The sequence below is a fragment of the Terriglobia bacterium genome (assembly GCA_020072785.1).
Classification (GTDB): Bacteria; Acidobacteriota; Terriglobia; order Acidiferrales; family UBA7541; genus Acidiferrum.
This window is the reverse complement of record JAIQGG010000003.1, coordinates 1-14,206: the sequence shown is the minus strand read 5'-3', so window position 1 is coordinate 14,206 and position 14,206 is coordinate 1. Positions and strand designations below refer to the sequence as shown.

11 protein-coding genes and 4 tRNA genes are annotated in these 14,206 nt (G+C 63.1%); 11 read left to right on the top strand and 4 right to left on the bottom strand.

The window, feature by feature from the left end; genetic code table 11:
- Positions 1-13 precede the first annotated feature (13 nt).
- Positions 14-1,969 carry a molecular chaperone DnaK gene (dnaK, locus tag LAN61_10335; GenBank protein ID MBZ5540901.1) on the bottom strand — a complete coding sequence of 652 codons (1,956 nt, stop codon included), beginning with the start codon at positions 1,967-1,969 and terminating at the stop codon, positions 14-16.
- Positions 1,970-2,358: 389 nt separating this feature from the next.
- Here dnaK and LAN61_10330 point away from each other — a divergent pair, with 389 nt between their 5' ends.
- From LAN61_10330 to LAN61_10315, 4 genes are all read left to right on the top strand, one after another.
- Positions 2,359-3,003, top strand: a complete 645-nt coding sequence (locus tag LAN61_10330) for a thioredoxin domain-containing protein (protein ID MBZ5540900.1) — start codon at positions 2,359-2,361, stop codon at positions 3,001-3,003.
- A gap of 23 nt (positions 3,004-3,026) precedes the next feature.
- A complete protein-coding gene (locus LAN61_10325; GenBank protein MBZ5540899.1) occupies positions 3,027-3,536 on the top strand; it encodes a DoxX family membrane protein in 510 nt (169 codons plus the stop codon).
- A gap of 165 nt (positions 3,537-3,701) precedes the next feature.
- Positions 3,702-4,277 carry a TraR/DksA C4-type zinc finger protein gene (locus LAN61_10320; protein MBZ5540898.1) on the top strand — a complete coding sequence of 192 codons (576 nt, stop codon included), beginning with the start codon at positions 3,702-3,704 and terminating at the stop codon, positions 4,275-4,277.
- Between the two features lie 126 nt (positions 4,278-4,403).
- The gene (locus LAN61_10315) at positions 4,404-6,608 is read left to right on the top strand and encodes a PBP1A family penicillin-binding protein (GenBank protein ID MBZ5540897.1); all 2,205 of its coding nucleotides are present in this window, start codon (positions 4,404-4,406) and stop codon (positions 6,606-6,608) included.
- Positions 6,609-6,617: 9 nt separating this feature from the next.
- Here the strand turns inward: LAN61_10315 and thiL are convergent, their stop codons facing one another.
- Entirely contained in the window at positions 6,618-7,643 is a 1,026-nt protein-coding gene (thiL, locus tag LAN61_10310; GenBank protein MBZ5540896.1) for a thiamine-phosphate kinase, read from the bottom strand.
- A gap of 352 nt (positions 7,644-7,995) precedes the next feature.
- Between thiL and LAN61_10305 the strand changes: the two genes are divergently transcribed.
- A complete protein-coding gene (locus LAN61_10305; GenBank protein ID MBZ5540895.1) occupies positions 7,996-8,889 on the top strand; it encodes a M23 family metallopeptidase in 894 nt (297 codons plus the stop codon).
- A gap of 173 nt (positions 8,890-9,062) precedes the next feature.
- Positions 9,063-9,557 (top strand): VOC family protein, encoded by a 495-nt coding sequence (locus LAN61_10300; protein ID MBZ5540894.1) that lies wholly within the window; start codon positions 9,063-9,065, stop codon positions 9,555-9,557.
- Between the two features lie 99 nt (positions 9,558-9,656).
- Here LAN61_10300 and LAN61_10295 read toward each other — a convergent pair whose 3' ends face one another.
- Together LAN61_10295 and LAN61_10290 are read right to left on the bottom strand one after the other, a co-directional pair.
- Positions 9,657-10,142, bottom strand: coding sequence for a nuclear transport factor 2 family protein (locus LAN61_10295; GenBank protein MBZ5540893.1), 486 nt, complete (start codon positions 10,140-10,142; stop codon positions 9,657-9,659).
- Positions 10,143-11,516: 1,374 nt separating this feature from the next.
- Positions 11,517-12,593: a hypothetical protein gene (locus LAN61_10290; GenBank protein ID MBZ5540892.1), complete on the bottom strand. Its 1,077-nt coding sequence runs from the start codon at positions 12,591-12,593 to the stop codon at positions 11,517-11,519.
- A gap of 296 nt (positions 12,594-12,889) precedes the next feature.
- Here LAN61_10290 and LAN61_10285 point away from each other — a divergent pair.
- The 5 genes from LAN61_10285 to LAN61_10265 form a co-directional block, all read left to right on the top strand.
- Positions 12,890-12,962 (top strand) — tRNA-Thr (locus LAN61_10285).
- A gap of 192 nt (positions 12,963-13,154) precedes the next feature.
- Positions 13,155-13,243 (top strand) — tRNA-Tyr (locus tag LAN61_10280).
- 165 nt (positions 13,244-13,408) lie between these two features.
- Positions 13,409-13,484: transfer RNA gene (locus LAN61_10275), tRNA-Thr, on the top strand.
- A 44-nt stretch (positions 13,485-13,528) separates the two neighbouring features.
- A tRNA-Gly gene (locus LAN61_10270) sits at positions 13,529-13,603 on the top strand.
- Between the two features lie 51 nt (positions 13,604-13,654).
- Positions 13,655-14,206, top strand: a 552-nt coding sequence (locus tag LAN61_10265; GenBank protein ID MBZ5540891.1) for a GTP-binding protein, incomplete at its 3' end; no start/stop codon positions are given.

The following is a 14,206-nucleotide window of genomic DNA, read 5'->3' as shown; positions in this document are numbered from 1 at the left end:
GCGCAAGCCGCCTTCAATTCGGCCGCTTCTTCTCATCCACGTCCACGTACTCGGCGTCAATCACTTCGCCTTCCTTCTTTCCGCCCGCCGCCGCGCCGGGTGCGGCCCCGCCCGCCGGACCCGCTGCGCCAGGTTCCGCGCCGCCCGCCGCTCCCGCCGCTTGTCCCGCCTGGTACAGCGTCTCGGCGATCTTGTGCAGGGCGCGCTCCAGGTTTTCTGTCGCTGTCCGCAGCGCCGCCGTGCCACCGTCGGTCACGGCCATGGCCTTCTTGGCCTCTTCGATGGCCGTTTCCGCCGCCTTCACGTCCCCCTCGGCCAGCTTCTCGCGGTTTTCCCGCAGCATCTTCTCGGCCTGGTAGAGCAGCCCGTCCAGGCGGTTGCGCGCGTCCACTTCCTCCAGCCGCCGCCGGTCTTCTTCGGCGTGCGATTCCGCTTCCACGCGCATCTTCTCCGCTTCGTCCTTGGTCAGCCCCGTGGACGCGGTGATGGTGATCTTCTGTTCCTTGTTGCTGGCCTTGTCTTTCGCCGTCACGTTCAGGATGCCGTTGGCATCGATATCAAACGTCACTTCGATCTGCGGCACCCCGCGCGGTGCCGGCGGAATCCCGTCCAGCTTGAACGTCCCCAGCGAGCGATTGTCCTTGGCGAATTTACGCTCCCCCTGCATGACGTGGATCTCCACCCCTGACTGGTTGTCCGAAGCGGTCGAGTACGTCTCCACTTTGCGCGTCGGGATCGTCGTGTTTCGCTGGATCTGCACCGTCATCACCCCGCCCAGCGTTTCCACGCCCAGCGACAGCGGCGTCACGTCCAGCAGCAGGATGTCCTTCACCTCGCCCGCCAGCACCGCGCCCTGAATCGCCGCGCCCACGGCCACCACTTCGTCCGGGTTCACTCCCTTGTGCGGCTCCTTGCCTCCGAAGAATTCGCGCACCAGCGCCTGCACCTTGGGGATCCGCGTCGACCCGCCCACCAGCACCACTTCCTGGATGTTCGTCGGCGACATCTTCGCGTCTTCCAGCGCCTGCTTTACCGGGCGCATCGAGCGGTCCAGCAGGTCTCCGATCATCTGCTCCAGCCGGATGCGCGTCAGCTTCTTCTGGAAATGCTTCGGCCCCGTGGCGTCCGCCGTCAAGAACGGCAGGTTGATCTCCGTCTCCATCAGCTGCGAGAGCTCGATCTTGGCCTTCTCCGCCGCTTCCTTCAGCCGCTGCAGCGCCATGCGATCCTTGCTCACGTCAATTCCGTCTTCCTTCTTGAAGACCTCGATCATCCAGTCCATGATCCGCTGGTCCACGTCGTCCCCGCCCAGGTGCGTGTCCCCGTTCGTGGACTTCACTTCCACCACCCCGCTGCCCACTTCCAGCACCGAGATGTCGAACGTCCCGCCGCCCAGGTCATAGACCGCGATCGTCTCGTCGCTCTTCTTGTCGAGCCCGTAGGCCAGCGCCGCCGCCGTCGGCTCGTTGATGATCCGCACCACTTCCAGCCCGGCGATCTCTCCCGCCTGCTTGGTGGCCTGCCGCTGCGCGTCGTTGAAATACGCCGGCACGGTGATCACCGCCTTGCTCACCTTTTCGCCCAGAAAATCTTCCGCCGCGGTCTTCAGTTTGGTTAGGATCATCGCGGAGATCTCCGGCGCGCTGTACACCTTGTCGAAAATCTCGATGCGGGCGTCGTCGTGCGTGCCCTTGACCACCTTGTAGGGTACCCGCTTCATCTCTTCGCTCACTTCGTTGTAGTGCCGGCCCATGAAGCGCTTGATCGAATAGACCGTATTCTCCGGGTTGGTTACCGCCTGGCGCTTGGCCACCTGCCCCACCAGCCGCTCCCCGGTTTTGGTGATGGCTACCACCGAGGGCGTCGTCCGCCCGCCTTCCTGGTTCGGGATCACTACCGGCTCGCCGCCCTGCATCACCGCCACCACCGAGTTCGTTGTCCCCAGGTCAATACCTATAATCTTGCTCATTGCCCCTTGCCCTCCGAAATCTCTATAATTTTGCCAGTACAGTGCGGCGGCCATGCCGCCCGGGAACCCCTGTACCTCTTACGCCCTCAGTCCTGCGCGAGTATACGAGTTGAGTGTCTTCTTGTCAAGATGGTTGATTGCAGTTGTAAGATTATTATATTCTTATACTTACAGATTAAAAAATATTTCTGACTCCCCTATTATCTTCTTCCACCTCTACGCAAACTCCCATCCATTTTCTGCATCTCACCTTCAACTGGCTGGCCCCCCGGGCGGCTTTTTCTCCTCGACCGCTCCATCCGCCCCGGTTTCGGGGTACAATTTCGGCCTTTGCTATCATTACCTTGCTTGCCTTGGTCTAAGCAGCGAGGAACTTTCGGGAGGCGTGCGTGCTTCGACTGCGACTGTTGCCGGCAATCATTCTTACGGTAGTTGTGGGTCTGGCGGGCTCACTGGCCTACACCGCCGCTCTGCCGCAGGCCAAATCCGCCGCCGCCCCTGTCGATCCTCACAAGGCCTTCGGCTCGAAGTCCGCTCCCATTACTATGGAGGTCTTCAGCGATTTTCAATGTCCGGCCTGCCGCACCCTCTACATGACCATCTGGCGCCAGCTCTTCGATGATTACGTCAGCACCGGCAAGGTCTATCTCATCCATCGCGATTTCCCGCTGCCCATGCACGCCCACTCCCGCGTCGCCGCGCAATATGCCAGCGCCGCCGCGCGCCTCGGCAAATACGAGCAGGTCGAGCGCGTGCTCTTCGAGAATCAGGACTCCTGGGCGGCCAGCGGCGACATCGACGGCACGGTCGCCAAAGTCCTCACTCCTGCGCAGATGGTCAAGGTCCGCGCCCTGGTCAAGAGCGGTACCCTCGATGAGGCCATCGAGAAAGACATCGCCCTCGGCCATTTCTACAACGTCTCGCAAACGCCCACCACCGTCTTTTTCGCCAACGGCCAGACCTATCCCTACGGCGGGGTCATGAGCTATGACATCCTCCGCCAGTTCCTTAACCAGCTCCTCAACCAGAAATAGTTTGGTGCAGCCAGGATAAATTCATGATGCAATCCTTTCCCCTCAATCTGCGCCGCTCCATCATCTGGCTGGGCCGCCTGGTCCTCGCCGCCATCTTCATTTACGCCGGCTACGCCAAAATCTTCCTGCCCACCATGCATCCCCGTCCGCCCATCGCCCTGGCTCTCTCCTTCTTCGCCATGCAGGTGGATTCCTACCAGATGCTGCCCCCGTGGGGCGTGAACTTCGTCGCCCACACTCTGCCTTTCGCGGAAATCGCCTTGGGCCTGCTGCTTCTCCTCGGCTGGCGCCTGCGCATTTGGGCCTCCCTCGCCAGCCTGATCATGCTCGGCTTCTTTGTCGTCGTCGTCCGCTCCTACGCCCTCGGCCTGTCGATCAACTGCGGCTGCTTCGCCAATCCCGAACCCCTCACCATCAAAACCGTCTTCCGCGACGGCCTCCTTCTCGCCCTCTCCTTGGCCATGACCGTCCTGGCCTTCCTCGAAGCCCGCTCCCCCCACCCCTGGTCGGGACCGGAGAAACCAGCGCAATAGTTGACCGCTCAGCTTGGATGGTTTTGTCATCCTGAGCGAAGCGAAGGATCTCGACTGAATCCCCGCCAGGTTCAATTCTTGCGCTGCGCTCCTTCGCCCTCAGGATCTCTTGCTCTTTCTTTCGACTTTCAACTCTCAACTCTCAACTGTAAACTTCTTCTGGCCATGAAATCCCTCGACGAATACCTCGCCCTCGCCGCCCAGACCCACGGGCACATCTGCGCCGGCCAGGTCCTCGGCGTGCGCCTGGCCATGCACGGCCTGCGCGAACTCGGCATCACCGACCCCATCGCCGAACGCAAGCGCATCGTCACCTATGTGGAAATCGACCGCTGCGTCACCGACGCCGTCGCCCTTGTCGCCAACTGCCGCCTCGGCAAGCGCGCGCTCAAATTCCGCGACTGGGGCAAGGTCGCCGCCACCTTCGTGGACCTGCAAACCGGCCGCGCCGTGCGCATCGCCGCCAGGGAATCCTCCAAAGACGCCGCCCGCGCCATGTTCCCCGATCTCCAACGCGAAGCCGCCCAGCAGAAAGCCTACGCCGCGCTTCCCGATGACGTCCTCTTCTCCAAACAATGGGTAAAAGTCGAAGTCCGCCCCGAAGATCTTCCCGGCTTCAAGGGCCCGCGCGTCGTCTGCGCGCAATGCGGCGAAGGCATCAACTTCAAGCGCGAAATCGTCAAGGACGGCCGCACTCTCTGCCGTGCCTGCTCCGGCGAACACTATTACGAGCGCCTGTAGGCGCCCGTCTCGACATAGAAACTCCCCCGCGCATCGCCTCTCCGCAATCCACTTCATCTGCGATAAACTCGGCTTTCGATGCTGAGCCTGCCTCCGATCACCCTGCACCTCCGCGGCTGGAAGCTGATGGACCGCGTCGCCCTCGCCTTTCTCCTCTTCTGCTCCATCACCCTCGGCGCCGCCTGCGGCCTGCTCTTTGTCTATGCCAGCGACCTCCCGGAAATCCGCGCGCTCGAAACCTACCGCCCCAACGTGGTCACCGAAATCTACGCCGACGACGGCCAGCTCGTCGGCAGCTTTGCCCTGCAGCGCCGCGTCCTGATGACCTGGGAGCAGACCCCCAAGGTGCTCTTCAACGCCGTCGTGGCCATCGAGGACCAGCACTTCCAGGAGCACTGGGGCATCGATTTCCCCCGCGTCGCCGGCGCCGCCCTGCGCAACATCCGCCGCCGCCGCATCGCCGAAGGCGCCAGCACCATCACCATGCAGCTCGCCGGCACTCTCTTCCTCGACCGCTCCGACCGCAGCTTCCGCCGCAAGATACAGGAGATCCTCCTGGCCCTGCAGATCGAGCGCCGCTACACCAAGCCCCAGATCTTCACCATGTACGCCAACCAGATCTATCTCGCCCACGGCAACTACGGTTTCGCCGCCGCCTCGCTCTTCTATTTCGGCAAGCCCGTCACCGACCTCAAGCTCCCCGAAGCCGCGCTCCTCGCCGGCCTGGTCAACGGCCCCAAATATTCCCCGCTCAACAATCCCGACCTCGCCCGCGAGCGCCGCAATCTCGTCCTCTCGCGCATGGCCGAGGAAGGGAAGATCTCCCCCGCCGAAGCCGACGCCGCCCGCAAATCCCCCCTGGGCCTGCACATCCAGTACCCGCGCAACGATCTCGCGCCCTACTTCTTCGAAGAGATCCGCAAGTATCTCGAGTCTACCTACGGCACCGAAGCCGTCCACGAGCGCGGCCTGCGCGTCTACACCACCCTCAGCGTTCCCATGCAGCGCGCCGCCAACCAGGCCGTCCGCGACGGCCTGCACGCTTACGACCGCCGCCACGGCTGGCGCGGCGGCCTCCCCAACATCCTCCGGGACCATCTCGGCAAGCTCGATTCCTACGAAGACGACGACTGGCGCCGCCCCATCGAAAAAGGCAGCTACGTCACCGGCCTGGTCCTCTCTTCCGACGACAAGACCGCCCTCATCAAGATCGGTCCCTACCGCGCCTTTCTCTCCCCCTCCGAATTCGCTTGGACCGGCCGCAAGCGCCCCAACGAACTCCTCCAGCCCGGCGACCTCGCCCAGTTCGCTATTCTCGACTTGCGCGCAACCACCGCACGCGTCCAGCTCGAGCAGCAGCCCACCGCCCAGGCCGCCCTCGTCTCCATCGACAACTCCAGCGGCGAGATCAAAGCCATGGTCGGCGGCTACAGCTTTGAGGACTCCAAGTTCAACCGCGCCACGCAGTCCCTCCGCCAGGTCGGCAGCTCCTTCAAGCCCTACGTCTATGCCGCCGCCATCGAAAAGGGCCTCACCCCCTTCGACACCATTCTCGACGCTCCCTTCACCACCGTCAGCGGCGGCAATCCCTACTCCCCGCGCAACTACGACGAAAAGTTCGAAGGCATGATCACCCTGCGCCGCGCCCTCGCCGGCTCGCGCAACGTTCCCGCCGTCAAGCTCGCCGAAAAAATCGGCATCAACACTGTCGTGGACATGGCCCGCCGCTTCGGCATCACTTCGCCGCTGCCTCCTTATCTCCCCCTGGCGCTGGGCTCCGCCGACCTGCGCCTGCTCGAGCATGTCTCCGCCTTCACCGCCTTCCCCAACGACGGCATCCGCATCGACGCGCACCTGATCCGCCGCGTCACCACCTACGAAGGCGCGCTCCTCGAGGAGGCCCACCCCGAAGTCCATGACGTCGTCTCCCCCGACGTGGCCCGCACTATGACCGCCATGCTGGAAGAGGTTGTGCAGTTCGGCACCGGCGTGCAGGCCAAGCAGCTCGGCCGTCCCAGCGCCGGCAAGACCGGCACCACGCAGGATTACACCGACGCCTGGTATATGGGGTTTACTCCGCAGATCACCACCGGAGTCTGGGTGGGCTACGACGACAAGGCCATCTCCCTCGGCAAGGCGGAGACCGGCGCGCGCGCCGCCCTCCCCATCTGGCTCCAGTTCATGCAGGGCGCCCTGGCCGGCATGCCCGTCCTCGACTTCGCCAATGTCACCCCGCTCGAGCAGCAGGCGGGCGAGCATCACGTCATCGTGGACACCCCGGACACCGCCCCCACCGAGGACGAGCCCCCCGAGCGTCCTCCGGCTCACTAGCCGCCTGCTTCATCTCCGCGCAAACGGGTCCCAGCCTCCCGCCCGCAGCGCGGCGATTTTGCCATCGCGGCGCACCAGCACAATCTCCCGCTTCGCCGTAATCTCTCCGATGGCCGTTAGCGGCACTCCGTGGTACGCCCGCGGAATCTCCTGCCCTTTGCGCGCCGTGAACAGCAGCTCGTAATCCTCCCCGCCATGCAGCGCCAGCTCCAGCGCATCCACCCGCAGCTCTCGCGCCTCCGCGCTGGCCGCGCCCAGCGGAATCTGCCCCGCCGCAATCCGCGCTCCCGCCTGGCTCGCCGCGCACAGCCGCGTCAGATCTGTGGACAGCCCGTCGGAAATGTCCATCATCGCCGTGGCCAGCCGCTTTTCCGCCAGCCACTGCCCCAGCGCCAGCCGCGGCTCCGGATAGAGGTGTCTCCGCAGCCGCGGGTCGTTGCTCTCTATCCGCTGCCTCTTGCTCTGCAGCAACCGCAGCCCCAGTTCCGCCCCGCCCAGCGCTCCGCTCACGAAGATCGTGTCCCCCGGCCGCGCTCCCGCGCGCAACACCCCCTCGCCGCGCCGTACCTCGCCCACCGCCGTCACGTGAATGAGGATCTGCCCGGTCCGCGTCGTGTCCCCGCCCGCCAGCGTGCAGCCCAGCCGCCGCGAAGCCCGCCGCAATCCCCCCAGAAACTCTTTCAGCCACCGCCCCGTATGTGTCTCCGGCAGCGCCAGCCCCAACAGGAAACAGCGCGGCACCCCGCCCATCGCCGCAATGTCGCTCACCGCGCGCGCCAGGCATTTCCAGCCCACCGCCTTGGCGGGATGCTTTTCCCGCAGGAAATGCACGCCCTCCAGGAACCAGTCGCAGGTCAGCACCGTTTCGTGCCCCGCCGACGGCGCGAACAGCGCCGCGTCGTCTCCGATGCCCACGCGCAACCCCGCGTTTTTCCCCACCCAGGCGGCGCCCGCGATCCGCCGCAGCAGCGCATCTTCCGCCCCCGTCGCGCGTCCTTTCCCCGCTTTGTGCCCGCTTTTCATCGCCTTGGACAACTTTACTCTTCTCTGTGTCTCTGCGTTATTTTCTCTTTTCACGTCTGCTGCGGGCAGTATAACCAGCGCCGCCCCCCGGCGCGAGCTTTGGGCCTCCTGCCTCCTGTCCTTCCGGACAGGAGACTACTCCGGGTCGCCTGCCCCGAAACTGGCCATCCGAGGGTTGACTTCGCAAATCTACAAAAACTAATATGTGGCAGGAGCAAGACGGCCTCTTTCTGGTAGGATAGCTCCTCCGGTGTGCCAACCGCGGGCAACTTGTTGACCGCTTCGCGGTCACAGAAATAGGGGTTGCGTCCGCTGCTTCGGAGAAGCGCGATATCCAGCAGAAGGCTGAGGGGCCTGAAGCGCCATGTTCAAGGGAAAGTCATACACATTTTACGTTGCCTCGTCGCCGGGCCATCTCCGCAAGATGACCGTCTCGGCGTACGTGCTGCAGGGCGTCGCTGTCCTCGCGCTGATCGGCTCCATTTCCGTAGCCGCCGCCGTCGCTTCCTACAGCCGCATGCTCTGGAAAGTCGGCAACTACAACGCCCTGCGCCACCAGCAGGACACCCTCAAGCTCCAGTATCGGCAACTGCAGACCACCGTCAACGACACCAACCAGCGTATCGATTCGCTGCAGTCTCTGGCCACGGAAGTGGCCATGACCTACGGTGTGCTGCGCTACAAGCCGGCCATGTTCGACTTGCGCGACACCGCCTCCACCCCGGAAGCCGTCTTTGAACGCTCCCTCGAGCAGTTCACCTTTCTCAAGCGCAACGCCTCCGCCATCACCGTCTCCAGCAACGGCCTGCGCCTCATGCCCGCGCTCAGCTTCGCCGACTCGGCCTATACGCCTTCCATCTGGCCCGTCCTTGGCCACATCACCGACGCCTTTGGCGAGCGCCTCGACCCCTTCAGCGGGGAAGGCGCCTTCCACACCGGCGTGGACATCGGGTCCGACTACGGCGCCCCGGTGCACGTCTCCGCCGACGGCTTCGTCACCATCGCCGAAAATCACGCCGGCTACGGCCGCCTGGTCGTCGTGGACCACGGCTTCGGCATCACCACCTGGTACGCCCACCTCTCCGCCTTCGCCACCATGACCGGCGCCCACGTCAAGCGCGGTCAGGTCATCGGCTACACCGGCATCAGCGGCCGCACCACCGGCCCCCACGTGCACTACGAAGTGCGCATGAACAACGCCCCGGTCAATCCCTGGCGCTACCTCCGCGCCGTCCCCACCTCCGCCGGCGGCGACTGATCCCTTTCTTTTCCCAGATCTTGTAACGACGGGCGGTAGCCCTTCGTGCCGCCAAATCCAATTTCACAGCCCCTGTCCGTGATGTAGACTTTCTCTGTGAATCTGGTGCAAGAAAGCAGGGCCGACCGCGGTCTGGAGCCCTGCTGGGAGAGCCGGAGCAGAAAGGAAATTTCATGCCCAGTGTGGAGTTGAAGCAGATACCGCAGATCTGCGTGGTTGTGCGGGATGTCCAGGAAGCGATGGAGCGTTACTGGAAAACGTTCGGCATCGGACCGTGGCAGGTGTACACGATGGCTCCGCCCCTCATGACCGAAATGACCATCCGGGAAAAGCCGGAACCCTACAGCATGCGGATCGCCCTCGCGCAGGTGGGCAATATCCAGTGGGAGCTGATTCAGCCTCTCACCGGACAAAGCATCTACAAGGAGTTTTTGGAGCAAAGCGGCGAGGGAGTCCACCACGTGCTGTCGGTAGTGGACGACTACGACCGGGCGCTCGCGGGCTTTAAGGCCGCGGGGATGCAGCCGCTGATGGGCGGCACCTGGCGCGGCGCCACTTTCATGTATGTGGATGCGCGCAAACAATTAGGCACGATTGTGGAGATCTTCAAGACCAACCCGGACTTCGCCTTGCCGGAGCCGGAAGCGACCTATCCGGCCGGCAAGTGACATCGGCGTAGCATTCCCTCAGCGGCTTGCAAGGACGCAAATAGAAAGAGATTGGTTGCCGGCCGAAAGGCCTGCTCGATTCGCAGTGCCCACCCTCTCTTACAGGGTGGCGATCTTTTCCGGCCCTGCCCAGCCTTTATGGATTGAGGCCAGCACCAGGATGGTGACTCGCTTCTTGCCAATCTTCCACGCGCCATCTTCGTGCAGGAAGGTGTGCTCGTAGGTGCCCCATCCGACCAGCGAGTCTCCGCCGCGTTCCACGGTTTCGTGAAAATAGCAGAACGAACGATAGCCGTCGCCATCGCGTTCGATCATCTCGTTGGCCAAATAGTGCCGGCCATTCTTCATCTCTGACTGGAAAAACTGACGATAAAATTCCACGATGGCGTCGCGGCCCTTGCACTCCAGACCCCAGGGAACCACGGTCACTTCGGCGTCGCGGCTGAAGAGCGCCTCGACGCTCTGGATATCCCCGGTGTCTATCGCCCGGCAATATCCGGCCATGACCCGGCGGATTGTGTCCAAATTTTCGAGATGCTGCAGGCGTTCTTCCACCGCTTGCAGGCGGGCTTCCAGGGAACTCATCTCTTTTTCTCCGTCGGAGGGAGAGTAACCCCACGCAACAGGGTGTGTCCATTGCTTCGGCAATTCCGCAGGGCGGAAAGCGCATTGAAACTTGGCGTTTGTTTGCTGCTGCAAGAACCATGCAGCGCGAACGAACGAAGTTCCCAAACCTGGAGTACAGAGCGATTTCGTGGTGGCTCCGCTCTTATCGAAGCCCACCCGCGAATGTGCCCTTTTATCACTCCGGGGTGACGTATGACAGTGGTATCCTCGCCGTGGGCCGCGAGGGCCGAAATGCGCTCGGAAGAATGCGCCACCCGCCCCTCCTCCAAGCCGATTCTCGCTTGCTGTTACCGTTCAGGCCCCCGCCCGGTTCTGGTGGAAGAAGTGAAAGACATCATGGCATTCCGAGTCCTCAAGTGTGCCGGTTTTCTCTGGGTGGCCGAAGTACTCGCATCAGGTTCGATCTGGTGTGGTACTCCGATCGACTGGAATGGCGGACCGCTTCACTTCTGGGACTTCGAATTACCACGGCTGCCATACTGGGCGATGTGCTTTTTGATTGGAACGTCAGTCTGGCTCGTTTGCTGGTACACGATGCGCACTCGCGTTCCCCCAATCGTGCTCTGGCTGCTTGCCGGAGTCTTGGCGGTCGGAGTTGAGGTTTCTACTCATATTTGGTGTTGGTGGCGAGTCCCTTGGACTAAACCTACCTGTCTTAGCTTGAACTACTTCCCCTATTACTTTTGGCATCATCTAATTTCGTGGTTTGTGGTTGTGACACTAGGGCTAGGCCTCTGGTACTGGATCAGAAGAAAGCGGCAGACGGCATCAAGCACACCCACAACGCCATGAGTGGTCTCCTCCCCTCAATCAGCAGGGAAGTGTACTGTGCTCGTTCAGAATGAAAATATGAAAGCGCGACTCCTACTCACAGCGATACGCTGTCGGTGGGAAGACCGGAAAGAAAGGAGTCGCGCATGGCTGAGTATATCGCGTTTGATTCACACAAGGGCGGGTGGCAGCCCCTTGATGAGTTGGCAAGGACTGGGTGCGGTTTCTTCTTACGCCTGGCAATGCCGCGCACAATGTCATTCGAATGCCCAGCCCCTCCCCGCCCTCGCAATTTCTCCCCATCCCTTCTTGAAGCGCATGTACTACTGTGCTAACATGTGCCGTGATTACGCAGCAGCCACTCTGCGCGCGCCACCCCTCGCCCGCTAACCCTTGCAGAATCTGCAGTTCCGAAAAACCCGTCCGCAAGCCCCGTAGAATCCGCACTTACAAATCATTGGACTTAAAGTCCTTTGCCATCTGCAATTACAGAAAAGTGCCGGGGGGTGGGGGCTGTTATGTTAACTCCCGGCCCGCGCCAGGCGCTTCGTTGCGCGGGCTTCAGGGCCGCCGGGGATTTGCGCCGGGGGTTGCCGGCAGGGGAGCAACGGCGGTCGCGTGCGGCGTGGAGTTCTGCAGCGCCGCGAGGAGGCTGGGGCCGGCAAAGAGCATCAGCCGCACCGCTTTGGTGTCGCCGCGGTCCAGGCGCGAGACGTCGGCGCTTTTCAGCGTTTCCAGAAGCGCCGCGCGCTCGGCGGGGTCCAGGCGGGCGCGGGCTTTGGGGTCGTCCAGGGCCATGCGGGCGAGCAGCAGCAGGTTATCCAGCAATTCCGCGATCTGCCGCGGGGCATCTTCGGAGAGCGCTTCGCCTTCGACGACCAGGCGCGTCTGCTCGCCATCGGGGCGCGCCGCCAGGGTGATCCAGCGCAGGCTTCCGGCGAGGGCCACGAGCTGCTCCGAACGCAGGCCTCCGGGAATCTGCGCGGCCAGCGCGGCGAGGGTTCCGGGCTCGGGGTGCAGCACGGCGAAGACGGGCGAGCCGGCGAGGCGCAGGGCGCGTTCTTCGAGCTCGCCGCCGGCCGGGCGGGCGGCCAGCGCGGAAAAGAACGGGCTAAGATCGCCGCCGTCGGTCAGGACGATGCGGTCTTTTTTCAGGAAGGCGAAGGTGATCTTCCGCGCGCTGCCGCTGATTGGCGCGGTGAAGACTTCGCGGCCGCCGCGCGTTTCGCGCGTGCCGGTGCGCAGCGCCTGGGCGACGATTTTGCGGGCGTCGAAACGCCCGTCGGCCACGGCAAAGAGGATGCGTGTTCCGCCGCGCATTACGGTAGCGATGGCGGCGCGGTCGAGATCCCGTTCGTAGTCGAAGCCGGTCTCGCGCACGAACTCCGCGTAGTCGGCGTCGGCCTGCGGATTGGGCGCCAGGGCGCGCAGGCTGGCCAGCAGGGGAGACTGGCGCAGGGCCGCGAGATCGATATAGATGAGTGTGCTAGCGTCGGGCGGCAGGGTACGGACCAGCTCCACGGGGGGCTCCACGCGGTTGGTCGCGGATTGCCGGTAGAACCAGTATCCAGCGAGGGCGAGTGCGGCGGCGCCGGCCGTGATCGCGATTTTTCCGCCGAGCCGCATAGCGTGTTCCACCCCAGGGCTTCCGTGTGATTTGCGGAAGCGCCATTCTTACATTCCGCGACGGCTGGCGCGAGATGAAAATGCGCGACGCGGCCTGCAGGGACTTCCTCCCGGCGGCCCCCCTGGCGGCCGATGAGCCGAAGCTCGAGGAGATACTGGATTATGGTAGACTGTTTAGGTTGAGTATTGCTGAAGCCAAAGCTTTCCGCAAGATATCCACAAGGCTGGTCTTTAACGTGCTTTGAAAGCCGCAGAGGGTCCTTGCAATCTTTATGCCTTCTCTGGTAATCTTGCGTGGTTTGAGCAGTGCTGGCGTAGCTCAGCTGGTAGAGCATCTGATTTGTAATCAGAGGGTCGGGGGTTCGATTCCCTCCGCCAGCTCAGCCATGAATTACGTAGGGGAGTGAGGCGGAGCGAAACCTCGCAGGACAAATGGACGGGCTGGTGTCTTTTGACACGAGTCCGTTTTTGCGTTCCTTCGCGTCCCTTGCAGACGCGGCGCCAGGTGGCAAACGTTTGTTCGCTTGATCGCGAAGCGGTCAACGCGAGCCGGCGACGGATGCAGTATTCGCGGGACGGGTGGGTGAGTGGCTAAAACCAGCAGACTGTAAATCTGCCGCTCCTTGCGGGCTACGGAGGTTCGAATCCTCCCCCGTCCACCATGGTTTCGTTGAGCGCAAGAAACCGCAGGGCAATCGCTCGAAGTGATCTTCGGATGCGGGTGCAAGACGAGGCGCAAGGCCGATAGGCGATTGTGCGCCGCAGCGGAAAGCGTTTCTTTGAACTTTGTGACCGCGAAGCGGTCAACGGAGGATGCGCTGAGTTCGGCCTGGGTAGCTCAGTTGGTAGAGCGCGTCCTTGGTAAGGACGAGGTCACCGGTTCAATCCCGGTCCCAGGCTCCAGAAATTGCAGGTGCGGGGTAGCGGCGGATTTCGGGAGCAACCGGGCGGGGGTAACTCAACGGTAGAGTCTCGCTCTTCCAAGGCGATGGTTGCGGGTTCAAATCCCGTCCCCCGCTCCAGAAATTGCGCGGAACGCGCGGAACGAAGACAGAAGCAGAGGATACAAGAACATGGCCAAGGAGAAATTCGAGCGCAGCAAGCCGCACGTGAACATAGGGACGATCGGGCACATTGATCACGGCAAGACGACGCTGACGGCGGCGATCACCAAGGTGCTGAGCAAGCACAACCCGAAGGTGCAGTTCCGGGCGTTCGATTCGATCGACAACGCGCCGGAAGAGCGGGAGCGCGGGATCACCATTGCGGTGTCGCACGTGGAGTACGAGACGGCGAACCGGCACTACGCGCACATTGATTGTCCGGGGCACGCGGACTACATCAAGAACATGATCACGGGCGCGGCGCAGATGGACGGGGCGATTCTGGTGGTGGCGGCGACGGACGGGCCGATGCCGCAGACGCGGGAACACATCTTGCTGGCGCGGCAGGTGGGGGTGCCGGCGATCGTGGTGTTTCTGAACAAGTGCGACATGGTGGAGGATCCGGAGCTGCTGGAGCTGGTGGAGCTGGAAGTGCGCGAGCTGCTGAAGAGCTACCAGTTTCCGGGGGACAAGATTCCGGTGGTGCGCGGGTCGGCGCTGGGGGCGCTGAACGGGGACGCC